Genomic DNA, 17,974 nt, shown 5'->3' with positions numbered 1-17,974 from the left:
CATGAACAGAACAACTATTTAAATAGTTATATAGTTATATAGTTGTATATTTCTATAGTTCCATAGAGAAAATTTAATATAGATATATTAAGCTTTAAATCTTCTAAGTCTTAATGCATTTAATAATACTGATACTGAGCTTAGGCTCATAGCTCCTGCAGCTATCATAGGGTTCAATAATGGGCCACCAAAAATGTGTAATACTCCCATAGCTACCGGTATACCTAAGACGTTATAACCAAAGGCCCAGAATAAGTTTTCCTTTATATTTTTAATCGTTGCTTTGCTTAGTTTTATAGCTGATATTACATCCATTAAGTCACTTCTCATAAGAACTATATCTGCTGATTCAATAGCTACATCTGTTCCAGATCCTATTGCTATTCCTATATCTGCCTGAGCAAGAGCTGGAGCATCATTAATACCATCACCAACCATACCTACTCTATTTCCACCTGCTTGAAGCTTCTTAACTTCATTTGCTTTATCCTCTGGTAAAACCTCAGATAATACTATATCTATACCAACTTGTTTTGCAATGGCATCTGCTGTTCTCTTATTATCTCCAGTTATCATAGCTACTTTTATGCCCATTTTATGCAGACTTTCTATAGCATTTTTACTACTTCCTTTAACAGTATCTGCTACAGCTATAATTCCAGCAAGATTTCCATCTATAGCTATATACATTGGTGTTTTTCCCTCCGAAGCTAATCTATCAGAAATTTCATCTAAGTTTGAAATGTTAATATTCTTTTCCACCATAAGCTTCTTATTTCCTAAGAGAATATCTTTTCTATCTATTTCTACCTCTATACCGTGTCCCGGTATAGCATTAAATTTATCAATTGCTTTTAAACTTAAACCTTTTTCTTCTGCATCTTTAACAATAGCTTCACCAAGTGGATGCTCAGATCCTTTCTCAGCACTAGCCGCTAACACAAGAATTTCCTCTTTTGCCTCTCCATTAGTTACAATATCAGTAACCTTTGGTTTTCCTTCTGTTATAGTTCCTGTTTTATCAAATACTATGGTCTTTAATTTATAAGTAGTCTCTAACGCTTCTCCACCCTTAATTAAAACACCATTTTCAGCACCCTTTCCTGTTCCAACCATAATGGCAGTTGGAGTAGCAAGACCTAATGCACATGGGCACGCAATAACTAATACTGCAATAAATATAGTAAGAGAAAATATAGGTGTTTCACCAGCAATCAACCAACCTACTGAAGCAATTATAGCAAGACCAATAACTATTGGTACAAAGTATGCTGATATAACATCTGCTAGTTTAGCAATAGGTGCTTTTGAACCTTGTGCATCCTCTACTAACTTAACAATTTGTGCAAGAGCAGTATCTCTACCAACCCTAGTTGCCTTATATTTAATAAATCCTGTTTTATTAATACTAGCTCCTATTACGCTACTTCCTATAGATTTTTCAACAGGTATACTCTCTCCTGTAAGCATTGATTCATCTATAGATGTATTTCCTTCTATAACTTCTCCATCTACTGGTAACTTTTCACCTGGTTTAACTAGTACTATATCCCCAACTATAACCTCTTCTACAGGTACCACAATTTCTTTGTTATTTCTAATTATAGTTGCTGTTTTAGGAGCTAACCCCATTAAAGCCTTTATTGCTTGGGATGTTTTACCTTTAGATACTGCTTCTAGATATTTACCTAAGGTTATTAAAGTTAATATAACTGCAGCAGATTCAAAGTATAGATGCATTGCATACTCATGATCCCCTTGCATTATTTTATATATAGCAAATATTCCATATATAAATGCAGCTAAAGTTCCTATAGATATTAGTGAGTCCATATTAGGACTTAGTTTAACTAGATTTTTAAGTCCTACCTTATAGAATTTATATCCAGCTATCATTACTGGTAATGTTAGTATCAACTGAATTAATGCAAAGTTTAACGGATTGGCCATAGGATCTATTATAGCTGGAAGATGCATTCCTGCCATATGTCCCATTGTTATTATCAGTAGTGGAACTGTAAAAATTAGGGAAGCTATAAACCTTGTGAGTAATCTACTAGCCTCGTTTTTTTCCTTTCCCTGTTTTTCCTTATCTTTATCCTCTTCTTTAATTAACTTATATCCAGCTTTATCTACCGCTGCTCTTATATCACCATAAGATATTTTATCTTCATCAACTTTTATTGTAAGCTTCTCTGTAGCAAAATTTACTGTAGAATTTTCTACACCTTCTAGTTTTTTAGTTACTCTTTCTATTCTATTAGCACAGGCAGAACAAGTCATACCTTCTATTTTAAAATCATAGGTTTTTACATTTTTCTTTACACCATATCCTGCTTTAACTACGGCTTCTTCAATTTTTTGAGAACTCAATTTTTCATTATTAAAATCTACAGTTAAAGTTTCTGTAGCAAAATTTACATTTGCTCTTTCAACACCCTCTAACTTATTAATTGCTCTCTCCACTCTATTTGCACAAGCAGAACAAGTCATTCCTTCTATTTTAAATGATTTATTATTCATATTTTCACCTTCTTTATTTTGTAATTATCTTTTCTAATATATTATTTATTTCCACAATCTTTTCATCCATATTATTATTTATTGCTGCGTCTTTAACACAATGATTTAAGTGACCTTTTAGGATTTCTAAGTTGGATTTCTTTAGTAAAGCTTGAGATGCTAAGATTTGATTAGAAATATCGATACAATATCTCCCCTCCTCTATCATCTTTATGATTCCATCTATCTGACCCCTTGCCGTTTTTAACGATTGCAAAGCTTTTTTTCTTTCTTCACTCATCTTTCTACCTCCCCTCCCCCCTCAGGGGGTATACCTATATATTAGTGTTAGTTTTGTATTTTGTCAACACATAAAATTATATTTTTTTATTAATCGTAATTATTAAGTGTATTTTAATTTAGTTTGCCCAAAAATTAAAAATAAAAGCATCACTTTTAGTGATGCTTAACTCATCTATAAATATTTAGCCAAATATTTTTTTAATGATATAGAAAGCGGTAATCCTATAACAATGCCCCCTACCACTTGAAGAATATTAGCTGGTATGTCCTTTAAAGCTACCACAAACCCTTGTCCAATAGTTGGCATTCCATATACAAAGTGATTTAAGCAGCCACCAGCAAGAAAATATCCAAAGATCATAACTATTCCTGCCACAATGAATGCAAATAAATTATTCCAAAATTTTTCTCCTTCAAAGCCACTTCTATATGCTATAGCTCCTGCTATATATGCCATAACTCCTTTTATAACAAATGTAAATGGCGCCCATATATAATATGGAGAAAACAAATCAAAAAATGTCATACCTATAGCGGCAGCTACTGCTCCTCTTTTCTTTCCTAGTAAGATGGCACATAAAAATAGTACTGCATCCCCTATGTGCAAAACTGCATTGTCTCCTACTGGTATAGCTATAAATGCAGTTGCGATATATGTTAACGCTGCCATAAGTCCTATTTGAACTATTCCACTAGTGCTAAAACTATTTCTCGATGCTTTTATTGATGCCTTTTCTTTCATCTAAAGTCCCCCTTTATGATTATTTCAACATTGTACCCATACATTAAATTCAGTATCCATACAATTAAATTATACATTAAATCTAAAGAATTTCAACATTATTTTTTGATATAAAAGAATAATATTAAATATTTTACACAAAATAATTTTACCTTTGATTTTCAGATCTTATAATCCTATATGTTTTGAGAAAATAGTCAAAAGATATAACTTATTACATTACTTAGATGTAGAAAGGATTGACATATATGATGTACCTTCATTGGTTTGGTAGCTTTTTACTATTGATGGTTTTAATTGGTTTATTTTTTGTTATGGGAGGAAATTTAATTAATTTAATAATTGCAGTAGCTCTTCTAACTATTGCCATGGACTACATAGAAGAATACTTCACTGTGAGAAATAAATTTAATAGCTAAATAAAAAATTCCTCAAACAAATTTGAGGAATTTTTTTATTATTCACCTTTACTTATATTAGATAAAACTAAGCCCTTATTATGATCTAAAGCCCAACTAATACCCCAATCATTTTGGAATATAAGCAAGTCTCTATCTTTAATATCTTTAACAACTTTAGAATCACTTGTTAAACTTAAATCTTCAACTTTACCTTCTAAAGCTTCAATCCACCTAATATTTCTATATGGAAGCATATCCATTTTAATATCTACATTATATTCATTTTTTAGTCTAAATTCTAAAACTTCAAATTGAAGAACTCCTACAACTCCTACTATGATTTGTTCCGTTCCTATGTGAAGTTCTTTAAATACTTGAATTGCTCCCTCTTGAGCTATCTGTGTTACCCCTTTTATAAACTGTTTTCTCTTCATAGTATCTACAGTTCTAACCCTTGCAAAGTGTTCTGGTGCGAAGGTTGGAATTCCTTCAAACTTAAACTTCTTACTTGGTGAACAAAGAGTATCTCCTATACTAAATATACCTGGATCAAAGACTCCTATAATATCTCCAGCATAAGCATTATCAACAATTTCTCTGTCTTGAGCTAAGAATTGTTGAGGCTGTGCTAGCTTTATTTTATTTCCGCCCTGAACATGATAAACTTCCATACCTTTTTCAAATTGACCTGAACATATTCTCATAAAAGCTATTCTATCTCTATGAGCCTTATTCATGTTAGCTTGAATTTTAAATACAAAAGCAGAAAACTTATCATCTTTAGCTTCTATCTTTCCAATATCAGAATTTCTTCCTAATGGAGCTGTAGTTAGCTTTAAGAAGTTCTCTAAGAATGGTTCTACACCAAAGTTAGTTAATGCACTACCAAAAAATACAGGGGTAAGTTCTCCAACTCTCACCTTTTCTTCATCAAAGGCATCTCCAGCTATATCTAATAATTCTATGTCCTCAAGTAATTTTTCATATAAACTATCGGTTATAGCCTCTCTAACAGCTGATTCATCTTCTAAATCTATAATAGTCTCACTTACTTCTAACTGTCCATGGTCTCCAGCTTTAAAAATTTGAATCTGCTTATTATTTCTATCATAAACACCCTTAAAGTGCATTCCTGTACCTATAGGCCAGTTTATTGGATATGATTTTATACCTAACTCGTTTTCTATCTCTTCCATAAGTTCAAAAGGGTCTCTAGTTTCTCTATCCATCTTATTTACAAACGTAAATATTGGGATATCTCTCATACTACAAACATGAAATAACTTTCTAGTTTGGTCCTCCACCCCTTTTGCTCCATCAATAACCATTACTGCACTATCTGCAGCCATAAGAGTTCTATATGTATCTTCACTAAAGTCTTGGTGTCCTGGGGTATCTAATATATTTATACAATATCCTTCATATTCAAACTGCATTACCGAAGATGTAACGGAAATTCCTCTCTTCTTCTCAATTTCCATCCAGTCAGAAACAGCATGCTTAGATGTCTTTCTTGCCTTAACCGACCCAGCTAGTCTGATTGCTCCCCCATATAAAAGTAACTTTTCAGTAAGTGTAGTTTTACCAGCATCTGGGTGGGAAATTATAGCAAAGGTTCTTCTTTTCTCTATCTCCTTTATATAATCAATCATTACTTTAACTCCTTTATTTAAATTTAAAATTATCTTCATTATATAGTATCTCTTTTTAACACATTTTATATAATACCATATTAATTAATATAAACACAAATATTATTAATGATTTTATATGTACCTCCGTAAAAAGCACTACTAAAATTCTAGTTTAAGCATCATATTTAATTTGACATTTTCTAATTAATTACCATAAAAATAAAACAGTAAGATATGGTTATCTTACTGCCATTGTAGTAAATATTAAAATAATAAAATATAATTCCTCAAATATATAATCATAGTTTTAGTAAGCATAATGACTTAATAAGCCACTATAAACTACTTGTCCTTTTTCTATAGCATCGAAATCCTCTGGTTTTACTAAAGATACATCTTTATCAAAGTTTATAATTTTACCTTCTTTCAATACATATGCGACAAATTGTGAACATAAAAAATGATACCTTCTTTGATAAGGAATGTGTAGCATTATAGCTAGAATTCCTAAAAAATTATACTTATATCTATCATGTTCACTCTCAAATCGATCTATAATCTCTTTTACTTCATTATATTCATCTTCTGTAACACTTAATTCATAAACTCTACAGGTTGTCCTTTTATATAGCTTAAATATTCCTCCATCAATTTGTTCTTTTACAAAGCCAGCATGAAGTGGAAAATATATTTTTCTTCTTCCAAAACTATATAATTGCTTTAATTCCTTGTCTAGGGCTATAGATGTATGATTGTAATTATATCTAGTATATAGCTTTATAGCTCTTGAAAAAAAAGTTCCTGTCTGTGTCAATACGACATAGATTTTTCTATCCACTTAATCACCCCCATTATTATTATAATAATAAAGTATTAATTAATTATAATTTAAATTATTTAATAAGTATACTATATTTAAAATTATACTATATTTAAAATTATACTATAGTTATATTATAAATTAAAAATCTTATAAATTCATTAAGGAAATATTACAATTTATATACTTTCCTTTATTTACTTTATTCATCTTATAACCATGTATGTTTATTCTAACATTAGTCTTTTTATTCGTACTTTATTGAAAAATCCTTTACAACTTGTTATAATTAAAGCCTATTAGAATATGGAGGCTGTGATTATGACTATTAGAGTAGCTATTTTAGGTGGACCACGTTGTGGTAAAACCACTCTTATGCAACAACTTTATGTAGATATGAAAATTGCTGGATTAAATGTAGGCTGTGCTTCAGAATACAGCACTGATTATTTAAGAGAAAAGGGCATGATTGAAACAATTTCAGAGCAATATGGAATTTATCTTGGCCAATTTAAGTTAGAAGCTGAGCTTTCTTCCTTTGACTATGCAATAACTGATTATGCTACCTTTGTCCCTTATATATATGCTCGTTTTATGCTAGGCAATAAAACCCGCAGTGTAAAAGAGATTGAAATTTTAAAAGACTTGTATGGTCTTGCTATTAAGGATATTCAAAACTATGATTATGTATTCTATGTTGGAAGAGAATTTGGATATTCAAAAGATGGTGTAAGATGGCAAGATGAGGAAATTGCAAAAGCAGTAGATAGTGCAATCCTTTCTTTCCTTGAAACAGAGGCTGTTTCCTATACACCCCTTACAGGTTCTACAAAGGAAAGAGCTAGACAAGTCCTTGATATCTTAAACATAAATACCGAAGTAGCCAGTGATACTGAATCTAAATAAACTGAAAAGGTACTATATATAACCTAATAAATTATGGTTTATATATAGTACCTTTATTATTAATATTGAACTAATCCTATTTTCTTTTGCATCTTTCTTAAAGTCTTGGTAGCCACATAATTTGCCTTTTCAGCTCCTGCTTTATATATTGCTTCCAGTTTACTTTTATTATCTAAAAGATCTTTAACTCTCTTTTGAACTGGTTCAAGTTCTTTAACTATAGCTTCTGCCACATCTTGTTTAAATTGAGCATAACCTTGGCCCTTATATTTTTCTTCTATTTCTTCCATAGACATACCTTCAATTGTACTTAAAATAGTCATAAGATTTTTAACTCCAGGTTGTTCATCACAATATCTAACTTCACCTATACTATCAGTGACCGCTCTTGAAACCTTTTTTCTAATAACCTCTGGTGGATCTAAAATTAAAATATATCCATTAGGATTTTCCTCTGATTTAGACATCTTTTTCTCTGGATTTTGAAGGTCCATTATTTTTGCTCCAGCCTTGCCTACATATGGTTCAGGTATTTTAAATGTTGGACTGTATAATTTATTGAATCTGTCAGCTATATCTCTTGCCAACTCTAGATGTTGTACTTGATCTATTCCAACCGGTACTACATCTGTTTGATATAATAATACGTCAGCAGCCATTATAACTGGATAGCTAAATAATCCTGCCCCTATACTTTCTCCACTATTTTTAGATTTATCCTTATACTGAGTCATTCTACTTAGTTCTCCCATATAGCTATAGCAAGTTAAAAGCCATGCAGCTTCAGAATGAGCTGGTACATGAGATTGTACAAATAATGTATTCTTCTCTGTATCTATTCCTGCAGCAATATAAATTGCAAGAACTTCTAAAGTTCGCTTCCTAAGTTCAGCTGGTATCTGTCTTACTGTAATTGCATGTAAATCTGCAATAAAGAAATAACATTCATATTCATCTTGTAATTTTACCCAGTTTTTTATAGCTCCTAAATAATTTCCTAGTGTTAAATCACCCGAAGGTTTAATTCCACTTAACATAACTTTTTTCTTATCTTCCATGTTTTTTCTCCTTTCAATCTATAAAGACTTCCATTTAGTTATAAATAAAAACCCTATGGAATAAATCCATAGGGCATAAATAACGCGGTACCACCTATCTTGAGATAATAAAATCTCACCTCTATCAGATACAAACATATCCTAGCTCTATAACGTGAGCATCCGTGCTAGACTACTTTAAATTCACCCAACATCTCAGCGACCCATTCATATTAAGCATAATTGCGATAATCTCACCATCTATCACTCTCTGAAAATCTGTTTTTAATACTACTTACTTCGCCTCACCGATCAATTAATAATAAATTTGTTTTATATTACGTTAAAATTATTATAATTCTAATATTATATTATGTCAATATTAGAAATTGTTATTCTATTTTTTATGATTTCATCTATTTTTAACCTTACTAAATTTATTATCTTTATTCAAATTAGAATCATATGAATTATCCATAAATTTCTAGTATTTATTTGCTATATTGAAGCAAACTAAACATATTAAATACATTAGAATACTTTAATATATTTAATACAAAATTTATAATAAATCACCACTTACTTTAAGGAGGTATTTTATATGGATTCAAAAAATAATTCTAATAAGACTAATGAGTCAAAGCCTTACGGTCCTAACGAAAGAGACTTTTTAGATGCTAGTACAAAACCTATAAAAGCATATTCTCTAAAAGATTATGTGCTACTTCCAAATCATGTTGTAGATTCAATTGTGGCAAATAACATTTCTAATGCAGAATTTGATTATACCTATAACGAGGAATCGGATCTTCTAAATTTCGAAGATCAACCCTTAGAATCAATAAATAAAAACACTCCAACTAAATAGTAAAATATAGGAATTGCCATGAAAGCGATTCCTATATTTTTTTATTAAATATTTACTTTTACTTCATGTTCACCATTAGATGAAATAGGTATTATATCTCCTTCTATAACATTTCCATCTAAAGTTATAGTTGAATTACCACTTCTGATTACTTTTATATGGTATATAGCATTTTCATATCCATAGTCTATAGAGTATTCTTTAAAATCTTTAGGTAAACATGGTTTAATTCTAAAACCTTTTCCTTCTATTAATCTAAAGCCCAAAATATGTTCTAAGGCTATAGTATACATCCAACCTGAACTTCCAGTATACCAACTCCATCCACCTCTTCCTTCATGCGGTTCCACAGAATATATATCTGCAGCCATAACATAAGGCTCTGTTTTAAATACATTTGCTTCCTCTATGTTCAAGCTATGATTTATAGGGTTTAACATAGAGTATATATTGTAAGCTTCTTCTCCTCTACCTAGTTTTGCAAGAGCTAAAGCTACCCATGCAACACCATGAGTATATTGTCCTCCATTTTCCCTTACTCCGGGTACATATCCCTTTATATATCCTGGTTTTAAATCTGAGCTATCAAAAGGTGGACTCAATAGTAATATTATTTTTTCTTTAGGCTTTACTAAATATTTTTCTAAAGAACTCATAGCTATATTAGCTCTTTCCTTATCTCCAGCTTCTGATATCACAGACCAACATTGTGAAAGAGCATCTATTTTACACTCCTGATTTTCATGGGAACCTAGTGGAGTTCCATCATCAAAGTAAGCACGTTTATACCAACTTCCATCCCATCCATGAATCTCTAAATTTTCTTTTATAAAATCCATAGTTTCAATATATTTTTCATAATTATCCTCATCCTTTTTATATATGCAAAGGTCCTTAAAATCTTTTAATATAGCATATATGAACCATCCAAGCCAGATGCTCTCACCCTTACCCTTATTTCCCACAGTACTCATTCCATCATTCCAATCTCCACTTCCCATGAGAGGAATATTATGTGAACCAAACTTTAAGCTTCTATTTATAGCCCTTACACAGTGGCTATATAATGACTCTTTCAAATCTGATTTTAAAGATACATTATACCTTTCATCTTCACCTTCTCTTAAAGGCTCATCTTTTAAATATCCTACTTCCTCATCTAAAATCTTATAATCTCCTGTGGCTTTAACATATATACAAGTAACGTAAGGTAGCCATAATAAATCATCACTAAATCTAGTTCTTATTCCACTATTTACTACCGGATGCCACCAATGTTGCACATCCCCTTCTTCAAATTGTCTAGTAGCACTATAAAGAATTTGATTTTTAGTAATCTCAGGCTGTATATAAATCATCGGAATGGAGTCTTGTAATTGATCTCTAAATCCATAAGCTCCTCCACATTGATAAAATGCTGTTCTTGAAAATAATCTACAACTAATGGTTTCATAAGGAAGCCAACCATTAATCATAAAATCTAAAGCTTTATCCTCTGTTTTTATCTTTATCTTGTTTAGAGTATATTTCCAATAATCTTTTACTTTTTCTAACTCTTCCTCAACCCTGTCTATATCTGAAAACTCTTCAAGGAAATTTTGAATTTCTTTAATACTGTCTTCAGCTCCTAAAATAATTACCAGTGACTTTTCTTCATTAGATCCTAAGTTTAAGTAAACTTTCTCACTAAGTACTGGCTCTAATCCTGAGCCGCACCTTCCTGATAAGCTTATAGTTTTATGTTCAGATAAACTTTCCATATATTCTTTACTTACAATATAATCTCTTTCATCTCCACTAAAACTTTCATCTCTTCCTCCACTTATTTTTAAATAAGCATAACTAGAATGAAAATCACTACTATATGGATTTATTCCATATATGAATTTATTCTCTTCATCTATTACAGTATAAACTTTTTCATAATTGTTTTCTCTTAAATCTCCTAGACATAATCTTGCAACATAAGTAATTCCTATATTTCTATTTTTATCGTCTAAGTTCTTTAAGTTAACTTTAATAAGCTTTGCACTTCTCTCCTTTGAAGGAAATACAGTAATCTCTCCCCATATTCCATTAGTACAATGAGTAAATTTAGAATACCCAAATCCATGGGTTATTACATACTCGCCTTTGTCTCTTATTGGTTCAGGAGTTATTGACCAAAGTTTATTCCCTTCTTCTAGATATAAAACTTCGTTAGGAGTATCCTCAATGAAATCATTATTCCACGGAGTAATTTTAAATTCTCTACTATTTTTATACCAAGTATAGCTACTACCAGACTCACTTATATTAAATCCAAATCTATTGTTATTAGCTATTACATTTATCCATGGAGCTGGTGTAGATTTTCCGTCCTTTAGTATAATTGTATATTCTCCCTTGTTATTAAAACCTCCATATCCATTAAAAAAGCTTAACTCTGAAACTTCTGCTTTAGGGGTATTACTATCACTATAATTTAAATTAGTTTCTTTTAGTTCACCCATTTTCCATATATACTTTCTTGAATTGTGTGGATAAGCTTCATTTTCCATGGTTCTCTCAACTTGCTTCCATAAAGCACCTTCTGATCCTTCTACAGTTATTGCTGCAATGGAATAAAGTAAATTTATATCTTCCTTCGGTATATTTTCATTACTAATTATGAATATGCCACCTGAAATATTTTCTCTTCCATTTAAAGAGCTATTTAATATTATTCTTTTCAACGCATTATCTAGAGGTTTTTCATAGCTTATTCCTTCTTTATTAATGACTACAATATCAAACTTTAATCCCTTTTCTTCTAAATAACCATGACAATTTATAAGCTGCCTTAAAATATCACTTTCTTTTTCTTTATTAATAGTTAATAATATTATAGGCAAATCTCCTGAAATTCCATAGGCCCATAGATTTCTTTGACCTCCACTTAAATTAATCAAATTATTTATTCTATTGGTATAACTAAAGTTATTAAATAGTATATTACTTGCAAATCTTTCATAAATAACCACTTGAGTTGGTTTTATTCCTTTATTTATAAGATTTTCTTCTAAGTTTAGAGCAGATTTTAGAACATTTTCATCTAAGATAACAACATCCTGATAACTTCTTGACTTGTTTATAACATCATCCTTAGAATTCCCTGTAATTGTAATATATTTTATTGTTTTACTTTCACCTTGTGAAATTCTCACTCTTCTCTTAATAGCAATTATAGGATCCAATACATTTCCTACATTATTTCTCAAAGGTTTATTTTCTTCTAATGCCACAGGATTTTCTTTTGAATGATTTCTTCCTACAAAGCTTAACCTTGCCGTATCATACTCTACATTAAACTCATCTTCACCTAGTGTGCTTTCAAGAGTATAAATCTCCTTATCTTTTTCGCTACGAGGTCTACGTTTTGCAAGTATTCCTTTTAATTCATCTATATATTCTGTAGTAATAAATAAATTCCCAAAAGCAGGATGTGCTATATCTCCACTATATCCCTGTAAAACTATTTCACTATAGCTAATAACTTCTATGATTTTTTCTTCACTGCTATTATTTCTTATATCTATGGTTCTAATTTCACAATTATCTTCAGGAATCACTTGAACTATAGTGTTTATTTTTAGTTCTCTCCAATACTTTGTGAATTCTGCCTTATACAGATAGAAATTAACTTCGTATTTGTCACTCTGTTCCCTACAAGGTTCATAGGTAGAAGATGTATATTCATTAGAATTCAGGTCTTTAATATAAAAAAACTTTCCCCAACTACTACGAATCAAATCTTCTTTCCATCTATATACCATTACATTTTTGAACTTAGAGTAGCCACCACCTGCCGTATTTAATAAAATGTTATAATTTTTATTACCAAGGAGTATAGTTTCTGGATACTTGCTTTCACCAAATTTAAATGTTCTACGGATAGAATATTGCCTTTGCACTTCTTTAACTTCTTGTGAATTATCTTCTCTTCTATTATAAACCACATTCTTACTTATTTTTTCTTGAAGCAATATTTCCACAGCTCTAATCATTGGAATTCTATGAAACCTTCTTTGAATAATATTATTATTCATGACATTATCTAAGGCCAATAAACTCATTCCTAAATGATGTATCATATAGCATTTTACTATTTCTAATTCCTTATTTTTTATCCTTTTATCTGTATAATCTATAGCTTCATAAAATCCATATTGACCGTAACAATTAAGTTTCAAGAGATCCTTTATATTTGCCATAGACTTAGGTATATTCTCCATAAGCCCCATAATAGTTGAATATGGTGATACTACTAACTCTTCTTCTAATCCTCTTTTTATACCAACTTTAGGTACACCGAAGGCTTTATATTGATAATTTAAATCTACATCAAATTTAAAGTAAGCACTTTCTGAAATACCAAAAGGTACCTTTCTCTTAGCTCCATATTTTATTTGTGCTTCCATTACAGATCTATAGGTTTCATCTAACATAGAATTTCTATAATTTTTCATCAGAATTCTTGGCATAAAGTACTCAAACATTGTTCCACTCCAACTAGCTAATCCTTTTCTTTCATACATTAAAGTTAAGGATCTATTTAATGCAAACCAATGGGATGTTGGAACTATTCCTTTTGCTACTGCAATAAAACTTGTAGTTCTAGCTTCTGAGGCCAATAAATCATAGTAATTACTACTTAATGATTCATTGTCTACATCATAACCTATATGAAATAACTTTCTTTCTTCATTATACAAAAATTTAAAATCTGTATTCTCTATAATTTTATTTAATTCATCTTCAATTTTTGTAAATTTCTTTAACAGTGTACCTATTCTTTTCTTGCATAAATCTATATTCTTATTTATTCTGTCTAATTGAAATTCATTTATATTATTTGATATAAAATTAAACTCTTCTATAATTTCATATATATGACCTAAACTATCACTACTAATAATTCTAATTATATTTTCATATTTATTTTTTGGTAAAAGTCTTATTTCTTCTATAAATGGAAATAGAAATTTTATTTCACTTAAATAATCTTTTATATTATCTAATAATTTTTTATTCCAATAAGAGTTATCTAAACTTTCTATATCTTCCTGCACAATCTCTTCAAAGTTATTTAATAGGCTAAAAAAAGTTAATACATCTTTTCCTTCTCTTTTTATTCTTTGAATAATATTAAGATACATGTATTTTTTTCTTTCATCTTGTAGTTCATCCACAGCAAGATAAACACTATCCTCAATTCCCTTAACTCTATAATTAAAGTAAGGTGTGTTTCTTAATTCATTTAATGCTTCTTCTATGGTGTATAAATAAGATATTAGATTTCCACTATCTACTGTAGATACATATTTAGGTAATAGTGGATTAAGTGTCTCCACATCATACCAATTGTAAAAATGACCTTTGCAAGTTTCTAGTCTATTCAAAGTATTTATGGTTTTTTCTAAACTTTCTATAGCTTTAACTGTACCAATATATCCCATATCTACAGCAACAATATTAGAAATTAAAGTCATCCCTATATTAGTAGGAGATGTTCTCATAGCTAACCCCCTATAAGGCTCTTCCTGATAATTATCCCCGCCAAGATAGTTAGTCTCCTTAGTGACAAAGTCTTCAAAATATGCCCAAATCCTTCTGGTTAACCTTCTCAAAACCTTATTATCTTCTTCACTTAATTTTATTGTTTCATCATTAATATTCTGACCTATAATATAAGCTATTACTGGACTAATAATCCATATAATACAACTTGGTATCATTACATAAAAAGTGCCTAATCCACTTCTCCATGATATCGCCATAATCAATAATGCTATAACTATCTCTTGCCACATATATTTAAAATAGCTGATAAGGTCTTTTCCTGAAGACCTTTCTGCTTCCTCAGCAGTTTGCCATTGTAATAAACTTTTTTTACTTATTATTAATCTATATAGAGTTCTTATAATGGCATCTACCATTAAATATGCCTTAAATGGAAGAAAGGCATATATAAAAAATACTTGTTTTAAAGCCATTTGGAAATTTTGAATTTTTCCACTTAAACTTATCCCATTTATAGGTGAAGCTATATTTTCTGACATATTAAATAAAATAGGTGTTATTAAAGCAATAAAAGCTGCCATATACCACTTATCTATACCATCAGGAAGGATTCCTGATAAAGAGCAAAGTAATAAAATTAGCATAGACGGAGACATTAAGCTTCTTCGTAAATTATCTATCATCTTCCACTTAGATAATCTATTTAATTTATTTTTCTTTAATATATAGGGTAAAAGTTGCCAATCCCCTCTTACCCATCTATGCAATCTTTTACAACTTGCAATAAGAGTAGATGGATATCCATCTATTAACCCCACATCTGTAAGTAAAGCCGTTCTTGCTAAAGAGCCTTCCAATAAATCATGACTAAGAACTTGATTTTCTTCAATTTCTCCCTGCAGTACCTTTGTAAATACATCTACATCATATATTGCTTTACCAGTAAAAATACCCTCTCCAAATAGATCTTGATATACATCAGATATGGCAAAGGTATATATATCAATACCTGTTTCTCCTGAGAATACTTTAGAAAAATAAGTTTTATTAGCACTTTCTAAATCTATAGTAATTCTTGGTTGTATTACTCCATAGCCTCTCCAAACAGTCCCATCATCATTTGTATAGGCTCTATTTAACGGATGAAGCATTGCACCAATTAAAATCTTTGCTGATTCTCTTGGAAGTACGGTATCTCCATCTAAAGTTATAACATATTTTACTTTTAAAAGCTTTTCTACACCTTCACTAAAAATATTATATGTGGTGTTTTTATCTCCTCTTATAAATTTATTAAACTCTTCTAGTTTTCCTCTTTTTCTCTCCCATCCAAGCCACTTATTCTCCTTTTCATTAAACTTTCTATATCTACATAAGAAGAAAAAACGACCATTATTTTCCTTATACTTTGTATTCAACTTGTTAATTTCATCTATACAAAATTTAGATATTACTTCATCTTCTACTTCTTTTTCTCTATCACTATCTTTAAAATCCCCCAATAAAGCAAAATATAAATTTTCATCTTTATTTCCTAAATAATAAGTTTCTAAATTTTTGATTAAACTTTTAGCTTTCTCTATGCTTTCTATTAGCACAGGAACTACTACACACGTGATTCCCTCTTTAGGTATTCTATCAGAAACATTAATTTTAGGTAATAAATTTGGTGTGTTTAAATTAGTAATACTCCAATTTAATATAGATACCACAACCTCACTAAGAGGTATAATAGTAACTATTGCAGATAATATATATTTAGATATTGATATATTGATATCATTTAGATAACTCCAAGTTATAAATCCTCCTAGTAATGTGGCTGTAAAAATAACTATAGTTCCTATATAAATACCAACGGCTCTTCCCTTTATCATGTTTTTTAACTTTTCAAATCCTTTAAAATCGATATTTAAAATATGATTAAGTTTATCTCTACCACTATCAATTAGATAATATCCCACATGGTTTTCAAATTCTTTTTCACTACCTTTTTCTGCACACTGTAATACTTTTCTAGCTATAAATGTCTCAGAAATTTTATTTTGTTTAGCTATCTTTTCCAAAATATGTCTATAATAATCCTTAGAATAAAAATCCATAGTATTATAAACTGTGGCTGGATCTTTACTTAGTATTTCTTCTACCTTACTACTATCAGTAAATACTTCTTCCCAATTTATATTGTCTAAATTTCTTATACCATTAATACTACTACTAATAGCTGTAGAATAAATACCATCGCTTTTATTAGAATCTATAATAATCTTATCTAAAGTAATTTCATTTTCACTTAATTTATCTTCTATCCATAAATTTAATTCTTCATAATTAACTCCGTTATCCCTTAGAACTCTTATTAATGCCTCTGCAAAATATTCTGTAAATTTTATATTATTCTCTGATATGAACTCCATAGCTCTCTTCATATTATCTTCATTATAATACTTAATAATCCTATCAGCTAATCTTTCCCCTCTATGTCTATCATTAGCTTTATTAACTATTAATACTGAACTTTTGCCTATTATCTCTAAATAAGCGATTTTAAGCATTATAGGTAACGCCCATAATTCTCCCATGGTTAATATGGTTGTCTCTTGATATCTATGTAAAAACTTATTAATATTCTCCCTAGATAGCTTATCTCTATAAATTCCCAATATCTCTCTTGATAAAGAATAAATCCTAGGATAGCCTTTTAGTGCTCCACTTTTTAGTATAGGTAGAGACCTTAAATATTTCTTAGATAAATGTTTTTTTATAAATTTATATTCTTTTTCAATAACATAAATATTATCTAATATCCATTGTGTTCCTTTTATCTTCACATATTCTCCACTTTTATCAACTTTAAATAAGTTATGACATCCCAATATGTTATTATAATGTTTATCTAAATTAGAAATTAAATCATTCCTGCTTATTTTTTCAATTTCCCTATGATCTCTAGCCATATTATCGATGGCATCTTCCAATTTTTCTTTATTTTCTGCTAAAAAACTATTGTCATTAATCTCAATATATGCTCTTTTCTTATTTCTATTTTTAATTACAAACATAAGAAAAACTATACTAAGTATGAGTATTAAGTTTACTAAAATAAATATGTACTCCATAGTGCTATCCCCTTTCAATGATGCTCAACTATTATTATTACCAAATTAACTTAAATCTATAATAGTAAATTTACTTACTCACCTTATCTTTTAAATTTTTC

The 17,974-nt window shown here is 29.7% G+C and carries 10 protein-coding genes and 1 other annotated feature; of the genes, 3 read left to right on the top strand and 7 right to left on the bottom strand.

The genetic code is table 11. The annotated features are described in order from the left end of the window. Positions 1 to 87 precede the first annotated feature (87 nt). From ABDZ93_RS13405 to ABDZ93_RS13395, 3 genes are all read right to left on the bottom strand, one after another. The gene (locus ABDZ93_RS13405) at positions 88 to 2,523 is read right to left on the bottom strand and encodes a heavy metal translocating P-type ATPase (RefSeq protein ID WP_343826913.1); all 2,436 of its coding nucleotides are present in this window, start codon (positions 2,521 to 2,523) and stop codon (positions 88 to 90) included. Positions 2,524 to 2,536: 13 nt separating this feature from the next. Then, positions 2,537 to 2,803, bottom strand: a complete 267-nt coding sequence (locus ABDZ93_RS13400; RefSeq protein WP_343826912.1) for a metal-sensing transcriptional repressor — start codon at positions 2,801 to 2,803, stop codon at positions 2,537 to 2,539. A gap of 174 nt (positions 2,804 to 2,977) precedes the next feature. After that, on the bottom strand, positions 2,978 to 3,547 hold the full coding sequence (locus ABDZ93_RS13395; RefSeq protein WP_343826911.1) for an ECF transporter S component: 570 nt from the start codon (positions 3,545 to 3,547) through the stop codon (positions 2,978 to 2,980). Positions 3,548 to 3,834: 287 nt separating this feature from the next. On the opposite strand from ABDZ93_RS13395, the gene ABDZ93_RS13390 reads away from it, so the two are divergent. After that, a complete protein-coding gene (locus tag ABDZ93_RS13390) occupies positions 3,835 to 3,966 on the top strand; it encodes a hypothetical protein (protein ID WP_343826910.1) in 132 nt (43 codons plus the stop codon). 38 nt (positions 3,967 to 4,004) lie between these two features. Here ABDZ93_RS13390 and ABDZ93_RS13385 read toward each other — a convergent pair whose 3' ends face one another. Both ABDZ93_RS13385 and ABDZ93_RS13380 read right to left on the bottom strand, forming a co-directional pair. Beyond that, the gene (locus ABDZ93_RS13385) at positions 4,005 to 5,600 is read right to left on the bottom strand and encodes a peptide chain release factor 3 (RefSeq protein WP_343826909.1); all 1,596 of its coding nucleotides are present in this window, start codon (positions 5,598 to 5,600) and stop codon (positions 4,005 to 4,007) included. A 289-nt stretch (positions 5,601 to 5,889) separates the two neighbouring features. Then, on the bottom strand, positions 5,890 to 6,420 hold the full coding sequence (locus ABDZ93_RS13380) for a hypothetical protein (RefSeq protein ID WP_343826908.1): 531 nt from the start codon (positions 6,418 to 6,420) through the stop codon (positions 5,890 to 5,892). A 303-nt stretch (positions 6,421 to 6,723) separates the two neighbouring features. Here ABDZ93_RS13380 and ABDZ93_RS13375 point away from each other — a divergent pair, with 303 nt between their 5' ends. Next, a complete protein-coding gene (locus ABDZ93_RS13375; protein ID WP_343826907.1) occupies positions 6,724 to 7,308 on the top strand; it encodes an AAA family ATPase in 585 nt (194 codons plus the stop codon). A 59-nt stretch (positions 7,309 to 7,367) separates the two neighbouring features. Here ABDZ93_RS13375 and trpS read toward each other — a convergent pair whose 3' ends face one another. Then, positions 7,368 to 8,366 (bottom strand): tryptophan--tRNA ligase, encoded by a 999-nt coding sequence (trpS, locus tag ABDZ93_RS13370; protein WP_343826906.1) that lies wholly within the window; start codon positions 8,364 to 8,366, stop codon positions 7,368 to 7,370. 66 nt (positions 8,367 to 8,432) lie between these two features. Beyond that, positions 8,433 to 8,663 (bottom strand) — a binding site (T-box leader). 283 nt (positions 8,664 to 8,946) lie between these two features. Between trpS and ABDZ93_RS13365 the strand changes: the two genes are divergently transcribed. Then, the gene (locus ABDZ93_RS13365; RefSeq protein ID WP_343826905.1) at positions 8,947 to 9,213 is read left to right on the top strand and encodes a hypothetical protein; all 267 of its coding nucleotides are present in this window, start codon (positions 8,947 to 8,949) and stop codon (positions 9,211 to 9,213) included. 44 nt (positions 9,214 to 9,257) lie between these two features. Here ABDZ93_RS13365 and ABDZ93_RS13360 read toward each other — a convergent pair whose 3' ends face one another. Then, positions 9,258 to 17,873, bottom strand: coding sequence for a GH36-type glycosyl hydrolase domain-containing protein (locus tag ABDZ93_RS13360; protein WP_343826904.1), 8,616 nt, complete (start codon positions 17,871 to 17,873; stop codon positions 9,258 to 9,260). Between the last annotated feature and the right edge of the window lie 101 nt (positions 17,874 to 17,974).

The organism is Clostridium subterminale (genome assembly GCF_039521425.1).
GTDB classification, from domain to species: Bacteria; Bacillota; Clostridia; order Clostridiales; family Clostridiaceae; genus Clostridium_J; species Clostridium_J subterminale.
The sequence above is the reverse complement of the archived record's forward strand: the minus strand, read 5'-3'. Positions and strand labels throughout refer to the sequence as shown.

What these genes read in the sequence shown, in the direction of transcription:
- ABDZ93_RS13400 (WP_343826912.1), bottom strand. Translation starts at nt 2,803, where the DNA reads ATGAGTGAAGAAAGAAAAAAAGCTTTGCAATCGTTAAAAACGGCAAGG.
- ABDZ93_RS13395 (WP_343826911.1), bottom strand. Translation starts at nt 3,547, where the DNA reads ATGAAAGAAAAGGCATCAATAAAAGCATCGAGAAATAGTTTTAGCACT.
- ABDZ93_RS13385 (WP_343826909.1), bottom strand. Translation starts at nt 5,600, where the DNA reads ATGATTGATTATATAAAGGAGATAGAGAAAAGAAGAACCTTTGCTATA.
- ABDZ93_RS13405 (WP_343826913.1), bottom strand. Translation starts at nt 2,523, where the DNA reads ATGAATAATAAATCATTTAAAATAGAAGGAATGACTTGTTCTGCTTGT.
- ABDZ93_RS13375 (WP_343826907.1), top strand. Translation starts at nt 6,724, where the DNA reads ATGACTATTAGAGTAGCTATTTTAGGTGGACCACGTTGTGGTAAAACC.
- trpS (WP_343826906.1), bottom strand. Translation starts at nt 8,366, where the DNA reads ATGGAAGATAAGAAAAAAGTTATGTTAAGTGGAATTAAACCTTCGGGT.
- ABDZ93_RS13360 (WP_343826904.1), bottom strand. Translation starts at nt 17,873, where the DNA reads ATGGAGTACATATTTATTTTAGTAAACTTAATACTCATACTTAGTATA.
- ABDZ93_RS13365 (WP_343826905.1), top strand. Translation starts at nt 8,947, where the DNA reads ATGGATTCAAAAAATAATTCTAATAAGACTAATGAGTCAAAGCCTTAC.
- ABDZ93_RS13390 (WP_343826910.1), top strand. Translation starts at nt 3,835, where the DNA reads ATGGTTTTAATTGGTTTATTTTTTGTTATGGGAGGAAATTTAATTAAT.